10 protein-coding genes, 9 tRNA genes, 5 rRNA genes and 1 other annotated feature (1 of these 25 cut by a window edge) are annotated in these 20,613 nt (G+C 43.1%); all 24 genes read left to right on the top strand.

What is annotated here, in order from left to right; all coding sequences use genetic code 11:
• Nucleotides 1–144 precede the first annotated feature (144 nt).
• The 24 genes from NSQ08_RS26555 to gltX all read left to right on the top strand — a co-directional run bounded on the left by NSQ08_RS26555 (nucleotide 145) and on the right by gltX (nucleotide 20,505).
• Nucleotides 145–3,065: ribosomal RNA gene (locus NSQ08_RS26555) — 23S ribosomal RNA — on the top strand.
• Between the two features lie 101 nt (nucleotides 3,066–3,166).
• Nucleotides 3,167–3,282: ribosomal RNA gene (gene rrf, locus NSQ08_RS26560) — 5S ribosomal RNA — on the top strand.
• Between the two features lie 5 nt (nucleotides 3,283–3,287).
• A tRNA-Val gene (locus NSQ08_RS26565) sits at nucleotides 3,288–3,363 on the top strand.
• A 4-nt stretch (nucleotides 3,364–3,367) separates the two neighbouring features.
• Nucleotides 3,368–3,443, top strand: a tRNA-Thr gene (locus NSQ08_RS26570).
• A 13-nt stretch (nucleotides 3,444–3,456) separates the two neighbouring features.
• Nucleotides 3,457–3,532: transfer RNA gene (locus NSQ08_RS26575), tRNA-Lys, on the top strand.
• A gap of 14 nt (nucleotides 3,533–3,546) precedes the next feature.
• Nucleotides 3,547–3,627 (top strand) — tRNA-Leu (locus tag NSQ08_RS26580).
• A gap of 29 nt (nucleotides 3,628–3,656) precedes the next feature.
• Nucleotides 3,657–3,731 (top strand) — tRNA-Gly (locus NSQ08_RS26585).
• Nucleotides 3,732–3,747: 16 nt separating this feature from the next.
• Nucleotides 3,748–3,836, top strand: a tRNA-Leu gene (locus NSQ08_RS26590).
• Nucleotides 3,837–3,839: 3 nt separating this feature from the next.
• Nucleotides 3,840–3,913: transfer RNA gene (locus tag NSQ08_RS26595), tRNA-Arg, on the top strand.
• An 8-nt stretch (nucleotides 3,914–3,921) separates the two neighbouring features.
• A tRNA-Pro gene (locus tag NSQ08_RS26600) sits at nucleotides 3,922–3,995 on the top strand.
• A gap of 9 nt (nucleotides 3,996–4,004) precedes the next feature.
• A tRNA-Ala gene (locus NSQ08_RS26605) sits at nucleotides 4,005–4,080 on the top strand.
• Between the two features lie 77 nt (nucleotides 4,081–4,157).
• Nucleotides 4,158–5,707 (top strand): 16S ribosomal RNA (locus NSQ08_RS26610).
• 146 nt (nucleotides 5,708–5,853) lie between these two features.
• Nucleotides 5,854–8,774: ribosomal RNA gene (locus tag NSQ08_RS26615) — 23S ribosomal RNA — on the top strand.
• Nucleotides 8,775–8,823: 49 nt separating this feature from the next.
• A 5S ribosomal RNA gene (gene rrf / locus NSQ08_RS26620) occupies nucleotides 8,824–8,939 on the top strand.
• Together the 16S, 23S and 5S rRNA genes with 9 tRNA genes alongside form the textbook arrangement of a ribosomal RNA operon.
• 213 nt (nucleotides 8,940–9,152) lie before the next feature.
• On the top strand, nucleotides 9,153–9,614 hold the full coding sequence (gene ctsR, locus NSQ08_RS26625) for a transcriptional regulator CtsR (protein WP_002029353.1): 462 nt from the start codon (nucleotides 9,153–9,155) through the stop codon (nucleotides 9,612–9,614).
• Nucleotides 9,615–9,783: 169 nt separating this feature from the next.
• A complete protein-coding gene (locus NSQ08_RS26630) occupies nucleotides 9,784–10,332 on the top strand; it encodes a UvrB/UvrC motif-containing protein (protein ID WP_002009823.1) in 549 nt (182 codons plus the stop codon).
• A gap of 4 nt (nucleotides 10,333–10,336) precedes the next feature.
• Nucleotides 10,337–11,401 (top strand): protein arginine kinase, encoded by a 1,065-nt coding sequence (locus NSQ08_RS26635; protein WP_002169332.1) that lies wholly within the window; start codon nucleotides 10,337–10,339, stop codon nucleotides 11,399–11,401.
• A 22-nt stretch (nucleotides 11,402–11,423) separates the two neighbouring features.
• Nucleotides 11,424–13,859 carry an ATP-dependent protease ATP-binding subunit ClpC gene (gene clpC, locus NSQ08_RS26640; protein ID WP_002009819.1) on the top strand — a complete coding sequence of 812 codons (2,436 nt, stop codon included), beginning with the start codon at nucleotides 11,424–11,426 and terminating at the stop codon, nucleotides 13,857–13,859.
• A 94-nt stretch (nucleotides 13,860–13,953) separates the two neighbouring features.
• Nucleotides 13,954–15,330 (top strand): DNA repair protein RadA, encoded by a 1,377-nt coding sequence (gene radA, locus NSQ08_RS26645; protein ID WP_002009817.1) that lies wholly within the window; start codon nucleotides 13,954–13,956, stop codon nucleotides 15,328–15,330.
• 3 nt (nucleotides 15,331–15,333) lie between these two features.
• Nucleotides 15,334–16,407, top strand: a complete 1,074-nt coding sequence (gene disA, locus NSQ08_RS26650; protein WP_000392162.1) for a DNA integrity scanning diadenylate cyclase DisA — start codon at nucleotides 15,334–15,336, stop codon at nucleotides 16,405–16,407.
• A 160-nt stretch (nucleotides 16,408–16,567) separates the two neighbouring features.
• On the top strand, nucleotides 16,568–17,671 hold the full coding sequence (locus NSQ08_RS26655) for a PIN/TRAM domain-containing protein (RefSeq protein ID WP_002063406.1): 1,104 nt from the start codon (nucleotides 16,568–16,570) through the stop codon (nucleotides 17,669–17,671).
• 16 nt (nucleotides 17,672–17,687) lie between these two features.
• Nucleotides 17,688–18,368 (top strand): 2-C-methyl-D-erythritol 4-phosphate cytidylyltransferase, encoded by a 681-nt coding sequence (gene ispD, locus NSQ08_RS26660; RefSeq protein ID WP_002009811.1) that lies wholly within the window; start codon nucleotides 17,688–17,690, stop codon nucleotides 18,366–18,368.
• A 113-nt stretch (nucleotides 18,369–18,481) separates the two neighbouring features.
• Nucleotides 18,482–18,958 (top strand): 2-C-methyl-D-erythritol 2,4-cyclodiphosphate synthase, encoded by a 477-nt coding sequence (gene ispF, locus NSQ08_RS26665; protein ID WP_000488386.1) that lies wholly within the window; start codon nucleotides 18,482–18,484, stop codon nucleotides 18,956–18,958.
• A gap of 89 nt (nucleotides 18,959–19,047) precedes the next feature.
• Nucleotides 19,048–20,505 (top strand): glutamate--tRNA ligase, encoded by a 1,458-nt coding sequence (gene gltX, locus NSQ08_RS26670; protein ID WP_002091496.1) that lies wholly within the window; start codon nucleotides 19,048–19,050, stop codon nucleotides 20,503–20,505.
• A gap of 47 nt (nucleotides 20,506–20,552) precedes the next feature.
• Nucleotides 20,553–20,613 (top strand) — a binding site (T-box leader); it runs 185 nt beyond the window's last position.

Raw genomic sequence — 20,613 nt, forward strand, 5'->3', positions numbered from 1 at the left:
ATGGAGAATTGATGAACGCAGTTCATCAATAAACGTTGACTTGTTTTGTTTCGTTCAGTTTTGAGAGAACTATCTCTCAAGTTTAAATGTATGTTCTTTGAAAACTAGATAACAGTGTAGCTCATATTTTTTTAATTTTAGTTTGGTTAAGTTAGAAAGGGCGCACGGTGGATGCCTTGACACTAGGAGTCGATGAAGGACGGGACTAACGCCGATATGCTTCGGGGAGCTGTAAGTAAGCTTTGATCCGAAGATTTCCGAATGGGGAAACCCACTATACGTAATGGTATGGTATCCTTACCTGAATACATAGGGTATGGAAGACAGACCCAGGGAACTGAAACATCTAAGTACCTGGAGGAAGAGAAAGCAAATGCGATTTCCTGAGTAGCGGCGAGCGAAACGGAATCTAGCCCAAACCAAGAGGCTTGCCTCTTGGGGTTGTAGGACATTCTATACGGAGTTACAAAGGAACGAGGTAGACGAAGCGACCTGGAAAGGTCCGTCACAGAGGGTAATAACCCCGTAGTCGAAACTTCGTTCTCTCTTGAATGTATCCTGAGTACGGCGGAACACGTGAAATTCCGTCGGAATCTGGGAGGACCATCTCCCAAGGCTAAATACTCCCTAGTGATCGATAGTGAACCAGTACCGTGAGGGAAAGGTGAAAAGCACCCCGGAAGGGGAGTGAAAGAGATCCTGAAACCGTGTGCCTACAAATAGTCAGAGCCCGTTAATGGGTGATGGCGTGCCTTTTGTAGAATGAACCGGCGAGTTACGATCCCGTGCGAGGTTAAGCTGAAGAGGCGGAGCCGCAGCGAAAGCGAGTCTGAATAGGGCGTTTAGTACGTGGTCGTAGACCCGAAACCAGGTGATCTACCCATGTCCAGGGTGAAGTTCAGGTAACACTGAATGGAGGCCCGAACCCACGCACGTTGAAAAGTGCGGGGATGAGGTGTGGGTAGCGGAGAAATTCCAATCGAACCTGGAGATAGCTGGTTCTCCCCGAAATAGCTTTAGGGCTAGCCTTAAGTGTAAGAGTCTTGGAGGTAGAGCACTGATTGAACTAGGGGTCCTCATCGGATTACCGAATTCAGTCAAACTCCGAATGCCAATGACTTATCCTTAGGAGTCAGACTGCGAGTGATAAGATCCGTAGTCAAGAGGGAAACAGCCCAGATCGCCAGCTAAGGTCCCAAAGTGTGTATTAAGTGGAAAAGGATGTGGAGTTGCTTAGACAACTAGGATGTTGGCTCAGAAGCAGCCACCATTTAAAGAGTGCGTAATAGCTCACTAGTCGAGTGACTCTGCGCCGAAAATGTACCGGGGCTAAATACACCACCGAAGCTGCGAATTGATACCAATGGTATCAGTGGTAGGGGAGCGTTCTAAGTGCAGTGAAGTCAGACCGGAAGGACTGGTGGAGCGCTTAGAAGTGAGAATGCCGGTATGAGTAGCGAAAGACGGGTGAGAATCCCGTCCACCGAATGCCTAAGGTTTCCTGAGGAAGGCTCGTCCGCTCAGGGTTAGTCAGGACCTAAGCCGAGGCCGACAGGCGTAGGCGATGGACAACAGGTTGATATTCCTGTACCACCTCTTTATCGTTTGAGCAATGGAGGGACGCAGAAGGATAGAAGAAGCGTGCGATTGGTTGTGCACGTCCAAGCAGTTAGGCTGATAAGTAGGCAAATCCGCTTATCGTGAAGGCTGAGCTGTGATGGGGAAGCTCCTTATGGAGCGAAGTCTTTGATTCCCCGCTGCCAAGAAAAGCTTCTAGCGAGATAAAAGGTGCCTGTACCGCAAACCGACACAGGTAGGCGAGGAGAGAATCCTAAGGTGTGCGAGAGAACTCTGGTTAAGGAACTCGGCAAAATGACCCCGTAACTTCGGGAGAAGGGGTGCTTTCTTAACGGAAAGCCGCAGTGAATAGGCCCAAGCGACTGTTTAGCAAAAACACAGGTCTCTGCGAAGCCGTAAGGCGAAGTATAGGGGCTGACACCTGCCCGGTGCTGGAAGGTTAAGGAGAGGGGTTAGCGTAAGCGAAGCTCTGAACTGAAGCCCCAGTAAACGGCGGCCGTAACTATAACGGTCCTAAGGTAGCGAAATTCCTTGTCGGGTAAGTTCCGACCCGCACGAAAGGTGTAACGATTTGGGCACTGTCTCAACCAGAGACTCGGTGAAATTATAGTACCTGTGAAGATGCAGGTTACCCGCGACAGGACGGAAAGACCCCGTGGAGCTTTACTGTAGCCTGATATTGAATTTTGGTACAGTTTGTACAGGATAGGCGGGAGCCATTGAAACCGGAGCGCTAGCTTCGGTGGAGGCGCTGGTGGGATACCGCCCTGACTGTATTGAAATTCTAACCTACGGGTCTCATCGACCCGGGAGACAGTGTCAGGTGGGCAGTTTGACTGGGGCGGTCGCCTCCTAAAGTGTAACGGAGGCGCCCAAAGGTTCCCTCAGAATGGTTGGAAATCATTCGTAGAGTGCAAAGGCATAAGGGAGCTTGACTGCGAGACCTACAAGTCGAGCAGGGACGAAAGTCGGGCTTAGTGATCCGGTGGTTCCGCATGGAAGGGCCATCGCTCAACGGATAAAAGCTACCCCGGGGATAACAGGCTTATCTCCCCCAAGAGTCCACATCGACGGGGAGGTTTGGCACCTCGATGTCGGCTCATCGCATCCTGGGGCTGTAGTCGGTCCCAAGGGTTGGGCTGTTCGCCCATTAAAGCGGTACGCGAGCTGGGTTCAGAACGTCGTGAGACAGTTCGGTCCCTATCCGTCGTGGGCGCAGGAAATTTGAGAGGAGCTGTCCTTAGTACGAGAGGACCGGGATGGACGCACCGCTGGTGTACCAGTTGTTCTGCCAAGGGCATAGCTGGGTAGCTATGTGCGGAAGGGATAAGTGCTGAAAGCATCTAAGCATGAAGCCCCCTCAAGATGAGATTTCCCATAGCGTAAGCTAGTAAGATCCCTGAAAGATGATCAGGTTGATAGGTTCGAGGTGGAAGCATGGTGACATGTGGAGCTGACGAATACTAATAGATCGAGGACTTAACCATATAATATGAAGCACTGTTATCTAGTTTTGAAAGAATATAAAAAACTTATTGACTTTTAAAAGTAAATAAGTTATAATAATTCTTGTCTTAAATGAATACAGTCTGGTAATGATGGCAGAGAGGCCACACCCGTTCCCATACCGAACACGGAAGTTAAGCTCTCTAGCGCCGATGGTAGTTGGGACCTTGTCCCTGTGAGAGTAGGACGTTGCCAGGCAATTCGGAGGATTAGCTCAGCTGGGAGAGCACCTGCCTTACAAGCAGGGGGTCGGCGGTTCGATCCCGTCATCCTCCACCATTTAGCCGACTTAGCTCAATTGGTAGAGCAACTGACTTGTAATCAGTAGGTTGGGGGTTCAAGTCCTCTAGTCGGCACCAGTTTTTATTGCAAGAGCCATTAGCTCAGTTGGTAGAGCATCTGACTTTTAATCAGAGGGTCGAAGGTTCGAATCCTTCATGGCTCACCATTTTAATGAAATATGCGGGTGTGGCGGAATTGGCAGACGCACTAGACTTAGGATCTAGCGCCTTTGGCGTGGGGGTTCGACTCCCTTCACCCGCACTTTTAATAAAATAACTCAAACATGTCTTGCGGAAGTAGTTCAGTGGTAGAATACAACCTTGCCAAGGTTGGGGTCGCGGGTTCGAATCCCGTCTTCCGCTCCAATTTTCAGTATGACATGCCGGGGTGGCGGAACAGGCAGACGCACAGGACTTAAAATCCTGCGGTGGGTGACCACCGTGCGGGTTCGACCCCCGCCCTCGGCACCATATGCGCCCGTAGCTCAATTGGATAGAGCGTTTGACTACGGATCAAGAGGTTAGGGGTTCGACTCCTCTCGGGCGCGTTTTCTTTCGGGAAGTGGCTCAGCTTGGTAGAGCACCTGGTTTGGGACCAGGGGGTCGCAGGTTCAAATCCTGTCTTCCCGATACTTGTTTGGGGCCTTAGCTCAGCTGGGAGAGCGCCTGCCTTGCACGCAGGAGGTCAGCGGTTCGATCCCGCTAGGCTCCACCAAAAAAGTTCTTTGAAAACTGAACGAAACAAACAACGTAAACGTCAATTTTTATTTTTAGATGCTAGACAAACTAACTTTATTGGAGAGTTTGATCCTGGCTCAGGATGAACGCTGGCGGCGTGCCTAATACATGCAAGTCGAGCGAATGGATTAAGAGCTTGCTCTTATGAAGTTAGCGGCGGACGGGTGAGTAACACGTGGGTAACCTACCCATAAGACTGGGATAACTCCGGGAAACCGGGGCTAATACCGGATAATATTTTGAACTGCATAGTTCGAAATTGAAAGGCGGCTTCGGCTGTCACTTATGGATGGACCCGCGTCGCATTAGCTAGTTGGTGAGGTAACGGCTCACCAAGGCGACGATGCGTAGCCGACCTGAGAGGGTGATCGGCCACACTGGGACTGAGACACGGCCCAGACTCCTACGGGAGGCAGCAGTAGGGAATCTTCCGCAATGGACGAAAGTCTGACGGAGCAACGCCGCGTGAGTGATGAAGGCTTTCGGGTCGTAAAACTCTGTTGTTAGGGAAGAACAAGTGCTAGTTGAATAAGCTGGCACCTTGACGGTACCTAACCAGAAAGCCACGGCTAACTACGTGCCAGCAGCCGCGGTAATACGTAGGTGGCAAGCGTTATCCGGAATTATTGGGCGTAAAGCGCGCGCAGGTGGTTTCTTAAGTCTGATGTGAAAGCCCACGGCTCAACCGTGGGGTCATTGGAAACTGGGAGACTTGAGTGCAGAAGAGGAAAGTGGAATTCCATGTGTAGCGGTGAAATGCGTAGAGATATGGAGGAACACCAGTGGCGAAGGCGACTTTCTGGTCTGTAACTGACACTGAGGCGCGAAAGCGTGGGGAGCAAACAGGATTAGATACCCTGGTAGTCCACGCCGTAAACGATGAGTGCTAAGTGTTAGAGGGTTTCCGCCCTTTAGTGCTGAAGTTAACGCATTAAGCACTCCGCCTGGGGAGTACGGCCGCAAGGCTGAAACTCAAAGGAATTGACGGGGGCCCGCACAAGCGGTGGAGCATGTGGTTTAATTCGAAGCAACGCGAAGAACCTTACCAGGTCTTGACATCCTCTGAAAACTCTAGAGATAGAGCTTCTCCTTCGGGAGCAGAGTGACAGGTGGTGCATGGTTGTCGTCAGCTCGTGTCGTGAGATGTTGGGTTAAGTCCCGCAACGAGCGCAACCCTTGATCTTAGTTGCCATCATTAAGTTGGGCACTCTAAGGTGACTGCCGGTGACAAACCGGAGGAAGGTGGGGATGACGTCAAATCATCATGCCCCTTATGACCTGGGCTACACACGTGCTACAATGGACGGTACAAAGAGCTGCAAGACCGCGAGGTGGAGCTAATCTCATAAAACCGTTCTCAGTTCGGATTGTAGGCTGCAACTCGCCTACATGAAGCTGGAATCGCTAGTAATCGCGGATCAGCATGCCGCGGTGAATACGTTCCCGGGCCTTGTACACACCGCCCGTCACACCACGAGAGTTTGTAACACCCGAAGTCGGTGGGGTAACCTTTATGGAGCCAGCCGCCTAAGGTGGGACAGATGATTGGGGTGAAGTCGTAACAAGGTAGCCGTATCGGAAGGTGCGGCTGGATCACCTCCTTTCTATGGAGAATTGATGAACGCAGTTCATCAATAAACGTTGACTTGTTTTGTTTCGTTCAGTTTTGAGAGAACTATCTCTCAAGTTTAAATGTATGTTCTTTGAAAACTAGATAACAGTGTAGCTCATATTTTTTTAATTTTAGTTTGGTTAAGTTAGAAAGGGCGCACGGTGGATGCCTTGACACTAGGAGTCGATGAAGGACGGGACTAACGCCGATATGCTTCGGGGAGCTGTAAGTAAGCTTTGATCCGAAGATTTCCGAATGGGGAAACCCACTATACGTAATGGTATGGTATCCTTACCTGAATACATAGGGTATGGAAGACAGACCCAGGGAACTGAAACATCTAAGTACCTGGAGGAAGAGAAAGCAAATGCGATTTCCTGAGTAGCGGCGAGCGAAACGGAATCTAGCCCAAACCAAGAGGCTTGCCTCTTGGGGTTGTAGGACATTCTATACGGAGTTACAAAGGAACGAGGTAGACGAAGCGACCTGGAAAGGTCCGTCACAGAGGGTAATAACCCCGTAGTCGAAACTTCGTTCTCTCTTGAATGTATCCTGAGTACGGCGGAACACGTGAAATTCCGTCGGAATCTGGGAGGACCATCTCCCAAGGCTAAATACTCCCTAGTGATCGATAGTGAACCAGTACCGTGAGGGAAAGGTGAAAAGCACCCCGGAAGGGGAGTGAAAGAGATCCTGAAACCGTGTGCCTACAAATAGTCAGAGCCCGTTAATGGGTGATGGCGTGCCTTTTGTAGAATGAACCGGCGAGTTACGATCCCGTGCGAGGTTAAGCTGAAGAGGCGGAGCCGCAGCGAAAGCGAGTCTGAATAGGGCGTTTAGTACGTGGTCGTAGACCCGAAACCAGGTGATCTACCCATGTCCAGGGTGAAGTTCAGGTAACACTGAATGGAGGCCCGAACCCACGCACGTTGAAAAGTGCGGGGATGAGGTGTGGGTAGCGGAGAAATTCCAATCGAACCTGGAGATAGCTGGTTCTCCCCGAAATAGCTTTAGGGCTAGCCTTAAGTGTAAGAGTCTTGGAGGTAGAGCACTGATTGAACTAGGGGTCCTCATCGGATTACCGAATTCAGTCAAACTCCGAATGCCAATGACTTATCCTTAGGAGTCAGACTGCGAGTGATAAGATCCGTAGTCAAGAGGGAAACAGCCCAGATCGCCAGCTAAGGTCCCAAAGTGTGTATTAAGTGGAAAAGGATGTGGAGTTGCTTAGACAACTAGGATGTTGGCTCAGAAGCAGCCACCATTTAAAGAGTGCGTAATAGCTCACTAGTCGAGTGACTCTGCGCCGAAAATGTACCGGGGCTAAATACACCACCGAAGCTGCGAATTGATACCAATGGTATCAGTGGTAGGGGAGCGTTCTAAGTGCAGTGAAGTCAGACCGGAAGGACTGGTGGAGCGCTTAGAAGTGAGAATGCCGGTATGAGTAGCGAAAGACGGGTGAGAATCCCGTCCACCGAATGCCTAAGGTTTCCTGAGGAAGGCTCGTCCGCTCAGGGTTAGTCAGGACCTAAGCCGAGGCCGACAGGCGTAGGCGATGGACAACAGGTTGATATTCCTGTACCACCTCTTTATCGTTTGAGCAATGGAGGGACGCAGAAGGATAGAAGAAGCGTGCGATTGGTTGTGCACGTCCAAGCAGTTAGGCTGATAAGTAGGCAAATCCGCTTATCGTGAAGGCTGAGCTGTGATGGGGAAGCTCCTTATGGAGCGAAGTCTTTGATTCCCCGCTGCCAAGAAAAGCTTCTAGCGAGATAAAAGGTGCCTGTACCGCAAACCGACACAGGTAGGCGAGGAGAGAATCCTAAGGTGTGCGAGAGAACTCTGGTTAAGGAACTCGGCAAAATGACCCCGTAACTTCGGGAGAAGGGGTGCTTTCTTAACGGAAAGCCGCAGTGAATAGGCCCAAGCGACTGTTTAGCAAAAACACAGGTCTCTGCGAAGCCGTAAGGCGAAGTATAGGGGCTGACACCTGCCCGGTGCTGGAAGGTTAAGGAGAGGGGTTAGCGTAAGCGAAGCTCTGAACTGAAGCCCCAGTAAACGGCGGCCGTAACTATAACGGTCCTAAGGTAGCGAAATTCCTTGTCGGGTAAGTTCCGACCCGCACGAAAGGTGTAACGATTTGGGCACTGTCTCAACCAGAGACTCGGTGAAATTATAGTACCTGTGAAGATGCAGGTTACCCGCGACAGGACGGAAAGACCCCGTGGAGCTTTACTGTAGCCTGATATTGAATTTTGGTACAGTTTGTACAGGATAGGCGGGAGCCATTGAAACCGGAGCGCTAGCTTCGGTGGAGGCGCTGGTGGGATACCGCCCTGACTGTATTGAAATTCTAACCTACGGGTCTCATCGACCCGGGAGACAGTGTCAGGTGGGCAGTTTGACTGGGGCGGTCGCCTCCTAAAGTGTAACGGAGGCGCCCAAAGGTTCCCTCAGAATGGTTGGAAATCATTCGTAGAGTGCAAAGGCATAAGGGAGCTTGACTGCGAGACCTACAAGTCGAGCAGGGACGAAAGTCGGGCTTAGTGATCCGGTGGTTCCGCATGGAAGGGCCATCGCTCAACGGATAAAAGCTACCCCGGGGATAACAGGCTTATCTCCCCCAAGAGTCCACATCGACGGGGAGGTTTGGCACCTCGATGTCGGCTCATCGCATCCTGGGGCTGTAGTCGGTCCCAAGGGTTGGGCTGTTCGCCCATTAAAGCGGTACGCGAGCTGGGTTCAGAACGTCGTGAGACAGTTCGGTCCCTATCCGTCGTGGGCGCAGGAAATTTGAGAGGAGCTGTCCTTAGTACGAGAGGACCGGGATGGACGCACCGCTGGTGTACCAGTTGTTCTGCCAAGGGCATAGCTGGGTAGCTATGTGCGGAAGGGATAAGTGCTGAAAGCATCTAAGCATGAAGCCCCCTCAAGATGAGATTTCCCATAGCGTAAGCTAGTAAGATCCCTGAAAGATGATCAGGTTGATAGGTTCGAGGTGGAAGCATGGTGACATGTGGAGCTGACGAATACTAATAGATCGAGGACTTAACCATATAATATGAAGCAATGTTATCTAGTTTTGAAGGAATATACCTTCATCAGTTTGGTGATGATGGCAGAGAGGTCACACCCGTTCCCATACCGAACACGGAAGTTAAGCTCTCTAGCGCCGATGGTAGTTGGGACCTTGTCCCTGTGAGAGTAGGACGTCGCCAAGCAAAATAAAAACACAAGTCTTTTGACTTGTGTTTTTTCGTGTTTCTTTTTACAATTCATAGTAATTTAAAAAATCTTTACTTAAAGAATCGTCCTTTTGATTAAAGACAGGGAAATGTGGCTAGGATAGTGAATAAGCAAAAGAGTTGCAAATTTTTTTAATACGTATATAATTAAAGTCAAAGATAGTCAAAGTCAATAAAGGTGGCGGATAAATGAGAAATATATCTGATATCATTGAGAAATATCTAAAGCAAGTTATTGACTTAAGCAATAATAATGCGATTGAAATCAAGAGGAATGAGGTCGCTGATCGATTCGATTGTGTGCCGTCTCAAATCAACTATGTAATCAATACCCGTTTTACGTTAGAAAGAGGATTCGTAGTAGAAAGTAAACGAGGTGGAGGAGGTTACATTCGCATTATAAAAGTCAAACTGCATGATGATATAGACATTATTGATCAAATGCTTCATATGATTGATCATAGCGTTGCACAAGGAAATGCAGAAAGCATGATTATACGTTTAATAGAAGAGGGTATTATAACAAATCGTGAAGCTAAACTTATGTTAAGCGTACTAGATCGTTCTGTATTATTAATGGATGTTCCTTCTCGAGATGAACTTAGGGCTCGAATATTATGCGCAATGTTAAGAACACTGAAATATAAATAAATATAACTTTTGTTAAGAATGATAGCTAAGATAATGCAGTTTAATATTGTAGGGATTTTGAAAGATGACATGTGCTTTTACTAAATGGATTAAGGAAAGAGAACAATCTAGTAATGTATGAAAAGTATCATGGGATAGATCGTTCCTGTTGTAAAGGTGGGGGATAGCGATGACTTGTCAAAACTGTAATATAAGACCAGCAACTTTACATTATACAAAAGTAATCAACGGAAAAAAGGCGGAAGTTCATCTTTGCGAGCAATGTGCAGAACAAAGTGGCTATACGTCTTTCTTTCAATCACCGCAGTCTAATTTTTCATTCCATGACCTATTAGCCGGATTATTGCATAGTGAACCGGCAATGTTTGAAGAAGGGCAAGATGCATTTTCAAATACAAATATATCAAGATGTCCGAATTGTAAGATGACATATGAACAATTTACAAAAGTGGGACGCTTTGGATGTGCTTCTTGTTACGATACATTTAAGGGGCACTTAAAACCATTGTTAAAACGTCTTCACGGTGGGCATACGGATCATTGTGGAAAAATTCCTGAACGTATAGAAGGAAATATCTACTTAAAGAAAGAATTAGATGAACTAAAACTCAATCTGAAACAATATGTACAGAAAGAGGAATTTGAGAAAGCGGCTGAAGTACGAGATAAAATTCGAGGTCTTGTAAATCAGCTTAGTGAGCATAGAGAGGGGGAATAGTTCTATGTCACTGGACAGAATCATGAATGAAGCGATTAGTCCATGGATGAAGGGAGATGGCCCTGATTCTGATATTGTTTTAAGTAGTCGAATTCGTTTGGCTCGTAATTTTAAAAAATATCAATTCTCTACTATGCAAAACGAGGAAGAAGCTAAGCAGATTCATGAGTTATTTAAGAAGAAGTTTATAAAAAAACCTGTAGAACCTTTTGGGGAGTTTGAACTATTAAAAATGAATGAATTAAATCCTCTTCAAAGGAGAGTTTTAGTTGAGAAGCATTTAATTAGTCCAAATCTTGCAGGAACAGAATACGGAGCATGCCTACTATCAGAAAGTGAACATATAAGTATCATGCTTAATGAAGAGGATCATGTTAGGATTCAGTGCCTATTTTCAGGTTTACAGTTATCAGAGGCGCTTCAAAGTGCCAATCAAATAGATAATTGGATCGAGGAGCAGGTTGAATATGCTTTTGATGAATCGCTTGGATATATTACGAGTTGCCCCACTAACGTCGGTACAGGATTAAGGGCTTCGGTAATGATTCATTTGCCGGGACTGGTTTTAACGAAAAGAATTAACCGTATTATACAAGTAATTCAAAAATTAGGGTTAGTAGTAAGAGGAATATACGGTGAAGGTAGCGAAGCGTTAGGTAATATATTTCAAGTGTCAAATCAAATGACACTAGGGAAATCAGAAGAAGATATTATTGCAGATTTAAAGAGTGTCATTCAACAAATCATCCATCAAGAAAAAACGGCTAGAGAATTAATTGTACAAAATTCAAGCATTGAGCTTGAAGATAAAGTATATCGTTCTTACGGAATACTAGCTAACAGTCGTTTAATTCAATCTGCAGAAGCAGCCACTTGCTTATCAGATGTACGGCTTGGTATTGACTTAGGATATATACAAGGTATATCGAGAAATATTTTAACTGAGTTAATGGTTCTCACTCAGCCAGGCATTTTGCAACAATATGCAGGAGGACCTTTAGGACCAGAAGAAAGAGATTATCGAAGAGCAACCTTAATCCGTGAGCGATTACGAATTGAACAAAATTAAGCGCAAGTAGGAGGCGATTTCTATGATGTTTGGAAGATTTACAGAACGAGCACAGAAAGTATTAGCTTTATCTCAAGAGGAAGCAATTCGCATTGGGCATAATAATATTGGAACAGAACATATTTTACTTGGGCTTGTACGCGAAGGTGAAGGAATTGCAGCAAAAGCGTTAATTGCTCTTGGATTAAGTCCAGAGAAAGTTCAAAAAGAGGTAGAAGCATTAATTGGACGTGGAACGGAAGCTTCTCAAACAGTACATTACACACCTCGTGCTAAAAAAGTTATTGAGTTGTCTATGGACGAAGCTCGTAAGCTAGGCCATTCCTACGTTGGAACAGAACATATTTTACTTGGTTTAATCCGTGAAGGTGAAGGTGTAGCAGCACGCGTTTTAAATAATTTAGGTGTAAGCCTAAATAAAGCAAGACAACAAGTGTTACAACTCCTTGGAAGTAATGAAGCTAGTTCAGGTCACCAGGGTGGTTCATCAACAAATGCGAATACACCTACACTTGACAGTCTAGCACGTGATTTAACAGTTGTTGCACGTGAAAATCGTTTAGATCCTGTTATTGGACGTAGTAAAGAAATTCAACGTGTAATTGAAGTGTTAAGCCGTAGAACAAAAAACAATCCAGTATTAATTGGAGAACCTGGTGTAGGTAAGACAGCAATTGCGGAAGGATTAGCACAGCAAATTGTAAATAATGAAGTTCCTGAAACTTTAAGAGATAAGCGTGTTATGACATTAGATATGGGTACAGTTGTTGCTGGAACAAAATATCGTGGTGAATTTGAGGATCGTTTAAAGAAAGTGATGGATGAGATTCGCCAAGCTGGTAACATCATTCTATTTATTGATGAGCTTCATACGTTAATTGGTGCAGGAGGGGCGGAAGGTGCAATTGATGCATCGAATATTTTAAAACCATCTTTAGCACGTGGTGAATTACAATGTATTGGTGCAACAACTTTAGACGAATATCGTAAATATATTGAAAAGGATGCGGCATTAGAAAGACGTTTCCAACCAATTCATGTTGATGAACCAAACTTAGAAGAATCAGTTCAAATTTTAAAAGGTTTACGTGATCGTTATGAGGCGCATCACCGCGTATCTATTACAGATGATGCAATCGATGCGGCTGTAAAACTTTCAGATCGTTACATTACAGACCGTTTTTTACCTGATAAAGCAATCGATTTAATTGATGAGGCTGCATCAAAAGTGCGCTTACGTTCTTATACAACACCGCCAAACTTAAAAGAGCTTGAAGTGAAGCTTGAGGAAATTAGAAAAGAAAAAGATGCAGCTGTACAAAGCCAAGAATTTGAAAAAGCTGCTTCCTTACGTGATATGGAACAACGTTTACGTGAAAAGTTAGAAGATACAAAGCGTCAGTGGAAAGAGAAACAAGGACAAGAAAACTCAGAAGTAACAGTAGAAGATATTGCAAATGTCGTTTCCACATGGACACGTATTCCAGTTTCTAAACTTGCACAAACAGAGACAGATAAGTTATTAAACTTGGAATCAATTTTACATGATCGTTTAATTGGGCAGGATGAAGCAGTTGTAGCTGTGGCAAAAGCTGTTCGTCGTGCGAGAGCGGGATTAAAAGATCCGAAACGTCCAATTGGCTCATTTATTTTCCTAGGACCTACTGGTGTAGGTAAAACAGAACTAGCAAGGGCATTAGCAGAATCTATGTTCGGTGATGAGGATGCAATGATCCGCATCGATATGTCTGAGTACATGGAAAAGCATTCTACTTCTCGTTTAGTTGGATCTCCTCCAGGATATGTTGGATATGAAGAAGGTGGACAATTAACAGAGAAAGTTCGTCGTAAGCCATATTCAGTTGTCTTATTAGATGAAGTAGAGAAAGCTCATCCTGATGTGTTTAATATTTTACTACAAGTATTAGAAGATGGCCGTTTAACAGATTCTAAAGGACGTACAGTTGATTTCCGTAATACAATTGTTATTATGACGTCTAATGTTGGTGCAGACGCATTAAAACGTAATAAACATCTTGGATTTAACGTACAAGATGAGAGCCGCGATTATTCAGATATGAAAGGTAAAGTAATGGATGAATTGAAAAAAGCATTTCGTCCAGAATTCTTAAACCGTATTGATGAAATTATCGTGTTCCATATGCTTGAGAAAAAACATATTCAAGAAATTGTAACTCTTATGGTGAATCAGTTAGTGAAACGCTTAAAAGAACAAGAGATTGAATTGCACTTAACAGAAGGAGCAATTTCAGCAATTGCTGATAAAGGATTTGATCGAGAGTACGGTGCTCGTCCGCTTCGTAGAGCAATTCAAAAACATGTAGAAGATAGACTATCAGAAGAACTGTTAAAAGGTGCTATTGAGAAAGGACAAAAAGTTATCTTTGATATAGAAGGAGAATCATTTGTCATTCATAGTGCGGAAAAGGTAAAATAAGTATAGACAAACAAAGAGGGCTACGCGATAGCCCTCTTTCTTGTACGAGAAGGATAAACGTTTGTAGATGAAAGTGAAGTGAACTATAAAAGATATGGCTAAAAAGAAAACAAAATTTACATGTCAAGAATGTGGTTATCAGTCGCCAAAATATATGGGGAAATGTCCTGGATGTGGTCAATGGAATACGCTTGTTGAAGAGATGGAACCAGTTGTATCATCAAGACGCCTTAATTATGCCAATGCAATTCAATCAGAAGTAACAAAACCAAGACGCTTAACAGAGGTAGAAACAAAGTCTGAGGCGCGTATTGAAACGAAATTTCAAGAGTTTAACCGTGTACTTGGTGGCGGGATTGTAGATGGATCTTTAGTACTTATTGGTGGAGACCCTGGGATTGGGAAATCAACATTGTTATTACAAATTTCATCGCAATTAGCAGATTCTTCATATGATGTACTATACATATCAGGTGAGGAGTCAGCAAAGCAAATCAAACTTCGTGCAGATCGTTTGCATGTAAAGGGTAGTAATCTATTTGTTGTAGCAGAGACTGATTTACAGAGAATTGCAGCGCACATTGAAGAGATGAATCCAGCTTTTGTTGTTATTGACTCCATTCAGACGATACATTTACCTGAAGTGACGTCAGCCCCAGGGAGTGTAACGCAAGTACGTGAATGTACAGCGGAATTAATGAAACTTGCAAAGACGAAAGGGATTCCTATTTTTATCGTCGGACATGTGACAAAAGAAGGGGCAATTGCAGGACCACGTATGCTAGAACATATGGTTGATGCAGTTCTTTACTTTGAAGGAGATCGTCACCATACATATCGTATTTTGCGAGCTGTGAAGAACCGTTTTGGTTCCACAAATGAAATGGGTATCTTTGAAATGAAGGAACTAGGTCTTGCAGAAGTACTAAATCCTTCTGAAATTTTCCTTGAGGAACGTCCGGTTGGAGTTGCAGGATCCACAGTGGTTGCTTCAATGGAAGGAACAAGACCGGTTTTAGTAGAAATACAAGCATTAATCTCCCCTACTAGTTTTGGAAATCCTCGAAGAATGGCGACGGGAATTGATCATAACCGCGTTTCACTTATTATGGCAGTGCTAGAAAAAAGAACAGGTTTATTGTTGCAAAATCAAGACGCATATTTAAAAGTTGCGGGTGGCTTGAAATTAGATGAACCAGCAATCGATTTAGCTGTCGCCTTAAGTATTGCTTCAAGTTTCAGAGATAAAGCTACTGCACCAGCCGATGCGGTAATAGGAGAAGTAGGCCTAACTGGAGAAATAAGAAGAGTATCAAGAATTGAACAACGTGTACAAGAAGCAGCGAAATTAGGATTTCAACGTGCTATTATTCCTAGAAAAAATTTGGGAGGATGGACAATTCCAGATGGGATTGAGGTAGTAGGTGTTTCTAATTTAGGAGAAGCGCTTCGTTTGACATTAGGAGGCTAGGCTATGGAGGAAAACAAGCAACGTGTCAAAAGTATGATTAATATTCTACAGCTTGTTGCCCCAGGAACACCACTACGCGAAGGGATAGATAACGTACTTCGTGCGCAAACTGGAGGGCTAATTGTTCTTGGGTATAATGAGCAGATTAAAAGTATTGTTGATGGAGGATTTCACATTAATTGTGCATTCTCACCGGCTAGTTTATATGAATTAGCAAAAATGGATGGGGCACTTATTTTAAATGAAACTGGGAGCAAAATTTTAATTGCAAATGCACAATTAGTTCCAGATCCATCCATTGATTCTATTGAAACAGGTATGCGTCACCGAACGGCAGAGCGTGTAGCAAAGCAGACGGCTAGCCTTGTTGTGGCTATTTCACAAAGACGTAACGTAATTACACTATATCAAGGGAACTTACGTTATACACTAAAAGATATAGGTGTAATTTTAACAAAGGCAAACCAAGCTATTCAAACGTTAGAAAAATATAAAGCTGTATGGAATGATGGGATTACGAATTTGGGCATTCTAGAATTTGAAGAGGTCGTTACAATGTCCGAGGTAGTTCACGTTTTACATAGTGTTGAAATGGTACTGCGTATTAAAAATGAAATAGTGAGCTACATTCATGAGTTAGGAACGGAAGGAAGGTTAATTCGTTTACAACTTACAGAATTACTAGCCGACTTAGAAGCAGAGGCAGCGTTATTAATTAAGGATTATTATCAAGAAAAAACGCAGGATCACCATCAAATTTTGAAAAAGTTACAAGATCTTGCAAATACACAGCTTTTAGAGGATAGCGATTTAGTTAAATTGCTCGGCTATCCAGGGCAAATGAGCTTAGAAGAAAGCGTGACACCGAGGGGATACCGAATCGCAAGCAAAATTTCTCGTGTTCCACCACTTATCATTGAAAATTTAATTAATCGATTTAAAACATTGCAAGGTGTTTGTCGTGCAACTATTAATGAATTGGATGATGTGGAAGGAATTGGGGAAGTTAGGGCGAAGAAAATACGAGAGGGTCTAAAAAGAATTCAAGAGCATCTCTATATGAGTAGACACAATTAAGAATATTACATTGATTCCATAATATAACGACACTAGAACATTTTTGTTATATGATATGGTATATTGGTAAATAAAACTATTTACAAAAAAACACGTCCGCTTTTGCATTCGGCGTTTTGATTAGCAAAACAATGGTTAATAATGAGTAGGAGGTGGTTGGATGTTAAAAAGGATCGTACAGCTCTTCTTTTTAGTGATCGGGGGAGCGTTAGGGATTTTTCTAATCCCAAAAGTTATTAATGTATTGGACGTTGGTGCTGTTCCTTTGCTTGAGGGATCGTACGTTCGTGCAATTATTGGTGCAATTATTTTATTTTTAACAACATTTTGGCTTGTGGATTATATTGTTCAACTTATTAAACATATCGAAGAAGCCCTTGTAAAGGCACCGGTAGCGGATGTTTTATTTGGTACATTAGGGTTGATCTCTGGTCTTATTGTTGCATATTTAATTTTGATACCAATTCGTGAATTCACGATTCCAGTCATTAGTACAGTATTACAAGTGTTCTTTACTCTTTTACTTGGTTATTTAGGATTCCAAGTAGGATTTAAAAAGAGAAATGAATTGCTAGGATTATTTACATTACCCCAGCGTGGAGGTAAGAAGAAAAACAATAGCGAGAACGAAGAGGTAGAGGTAGAAAAATCTACAACTCATTGGAAAATTCTCGATACAAGCGTAATTATTGATGGACGTATTGCGGATATTTGCCAAACGAAGTTTTTAGAAGGAACAATTGTGATTCCACAATTCGTATTAGAAGAGCTTCAGCATATTGCCGATTCTTCTGATGCTTTAAAGCGTAATCGTGGTCGCAGAGGATTAGACATTTTAAATCGTATTCAAAAAGAGCTACCAATTCCGGTGGAAATTTATGAAGGCGATTTTGAGGATATCCAAGAGGTGGATAGCAAGCTTGTAAAGTTAGCTAAAATCACTGGTGGAACTGTTGTAACAAATGATTTCAACTTAAACAAAGTTTCTGAATTACAAGGAGTAACAGTATTAAACATTAACGATTTAGCAAATGCAATTAAACCAGTCGTACTCCCTGGCGAAGAATTAAGTGTTTATGTTGTGAAAGATGGTAAAGAACAAAATCAAGGTGTGGCATATTTAGATGATGGCACGATGATTGTAGTAGAAGACGGTAGAGAATATGTCGGTTCGCAACTTAATGTACTAGTTACAAGTGTGTTGCAAACATCGGCTGGTCGTATGATTTTCGCAAAACGTAAATTATTAGAAAAAGCATTATAAGTAGAGGATTATTAATATGTATACGTTAATTATTCCAGCAGCGGGTCAAGGGAAACGGATGGGTGCTGGCAAAAACAAGTTGTTCTTACTTATAAATGGAGTACCTATCATTGTGCATACATTACGTGCTTTTGAAAAAGATAAAGCATGTAAACGTATTATCATGGCAATTAACGAAGAGGAACGCCCTTATTTTGAGGAGTTAATGCAGAAGTACCCGGTTGAAAAGCAGGTGCAATTTATTCAAGGCGGGGCCGAAAGACAAGATAGTGTGTATAATGCGCTTCAGTATGTGAGTGGTGTTGAATATGTTCTCGTACACGATGGTGCGCGCCCGTTCGTAACGAATAAGATGATGCAAGATGTATTAACTGCAGCAGAGAAATATGGTGCTTCCATTTGTGCGGTGCCAGTGAAGGATACCATTAAGAAAGTAGAACAGGGTGTTGTTGTTGAAACGGTAGAACGTTCTCAGCTTAAAGCGGTTCAAACACCGCAAGGATTTTCTGTTCCTCTTTTATTAGAAGCTCATAGAAGTGCAAAGCAAAGTTGTTTTCTTGGTACAGATGACGCAAGTCTCGTAGAACGTGTAGGGAAGAAAGTAGGCGTAGTAGAGGGGAGTTACTATAATATTAAAGTGACGACTCCAGAGGACTTACTAATTGCTGAAAGTTTCCTTCATGTTCAGAAGAAATAGAAGTGATGGTATTATAGTAAAGAAAAGCTCGGCAGTTGCCGGGCTTTTCTTTATAGAGATAGCAATATAATATAGAATTCATAAAGTAGTTTAGATTGAGGAGGATGTAAAGAATGTTTCGAATTGGACAAGGTTTTGATGTACATGAATTTGCGGAAGGTAGACCGTTAATTATCGGTGGAATTACAATTCCTCATGAAAAAGGATTAATCGGTCACTCGGATGCAGATGTATTGTTACATACGATTGCTGACGCATGTCTAGGAGCAATTGCAGCAGGAGATATTGGAAAACATTTTCCCGATACAGATCCTGCCTTCAAAGATGCGGATTCAGCTGTATTGTTACAAAAGGTTTGGGAATTTGTGCGTGAACAAGGTTATGAGCTAGGAAACCTAGATTGTACAATTATTGCCCAAAAGCCAAAAATGGCACCGCATATTGAAAGCATGCGTAAACGCATTAGTGAACTATTAGAAACGTCTATTGATAATATTAATGTAAAGGCAACAACAACAGAAAAATTAGGATTTACAGGTAGAGAAGAAGGGATTGCTTCTCAAGCGGTTGTTTTATTACAGAAAAAATAGTGGTTTTTAATTCGTAAGATGGATAATCACGTTTTTTTGGTGTACAATTATAGAATGTGTTGACATTAAGATTGGAAGGTGTACCAACTATGGAAAAGCAAGTGAGAGTGCGCTATGCGCCAAGTCCAACAGGACACTTACATATCGGAAATGCGCGTACGGCATTATTTAATTATTTATTTGCTCGTCATCAAGATGGTAAGTTTATTATTCGTATTGAAGATACTGATGTGAAACGTAATGTTGCTGGTGGAGAAGAAAGCCAATTAAAATACTTGAAATGGCTCGGTATGGACTGGGATGAAGGTGTTGATGTTGGTGGTGAATTTGGACCATATCGTCAAACAGAGCGTTTAGATATTTATAAAAAATTATATAAAGATTTATTAGAGCGTGATTTAGCTTACAAATGTTATATGACAGAAGAAGAGCTAGAAGCAGAACGTGAAGGTCAAATCGCTCGTGGTGAAACACCGCGTTATGCAGGAAACCACCGTGATTTAACTGAGGAGCAAATTAAAGGATTTGAGGCTGAAGGCCGTATTCCAAGTATTCGCTTCCGTGTGCCGGCTGATAGCGACTACACGTTTAAAGATCTCGTAAAAGATGAAGTTGCATTCCATTCAAATGATTTTGGTGATTTCGTTATCGTGAAAAAAGATGGAATTCCAACTTATAACTTTGCGGTAGCGGTAGATGATCACTTAATGGAGATTACACACGTACTTCGTGGTGATGATCATATTTCAAACACGCCAAAACAAATGATGATTTACGAAGCTTTCGGTTGGGATATCCCGAAGTTCGGTCATATGACTTTAATTGTAAACGAAAGCCGTAAAAAGCTAAGTAAGCGTGACGAATCTATTATTCAATTTATTGAGCAATATAAAGAGCTTGGATATCTTCCAGAAGCAATCTTTAACTTTATTGCATTACTAGGTTGGTCACCAGTAGGTGAAGAAGAAGTCTTCTCTCAAGATGAGTTCATCAAAATGTTTGATGCAGCTCGTTTATCAAAATCACCTGCATTATTTGATTCCCAAAAACTAAAATGGATGAACAACCAATATATGAAAAAACAAGATTTAGATACGGTTGTTGAACTAAGCTTACCGCATTTAGTGAAAGCGGGTCGCGTAGGTGAAAACTTAAGCGAACAAGAACAAGCGTGGGTTCGTGATGTAATTGCTTTATATCATGACCAAATGAGCTTTGGAGCTGAAATTGTAGAGCTTTCTGAAATGTTTTTTAAAGATCATGTTGATCATGAAGAAGAGGGACAAGAAGTATTGAAAGGTGAACAAGTACCTGAAGTACTTCGTGCATTTGCCGATCAATTAGAAGCTTTAGAAGCAATGGAGCCAGCGGCAGTTAAGGCGGCTATTAAAGCAGTTCAAAAAGAAACAGGACATAAAGGTAAAAACCTATTTATGCCAATCCGTGTTGCTACTACTGGACAAACACATGGTCCAGAGCTTCCTAACGCTATTGCTCTTCTTGGAAAAGAAAAAGTTTTAAATCGTATTCAAAAAGTAATTGGTTAACATTTTCTAGGTTTATCAATATAATAAGTATACCTAAAATCTAATAAGGAAAAGCGACGAGAAGGAGAAGTAGAAAATCAGGCTTTTTACAGAGAGAACCACCCTTAG

It is taken from the genome of Bacillus sp. FSL E2-8887, assembly GCF_038007205.1.
Classification (GTDB): domain Bacteria; phylum Bacillota; class Bacilli; order Bacillales; family Bacillaceae_G; genus Bacillus_A; species Bacillus_A mycoides.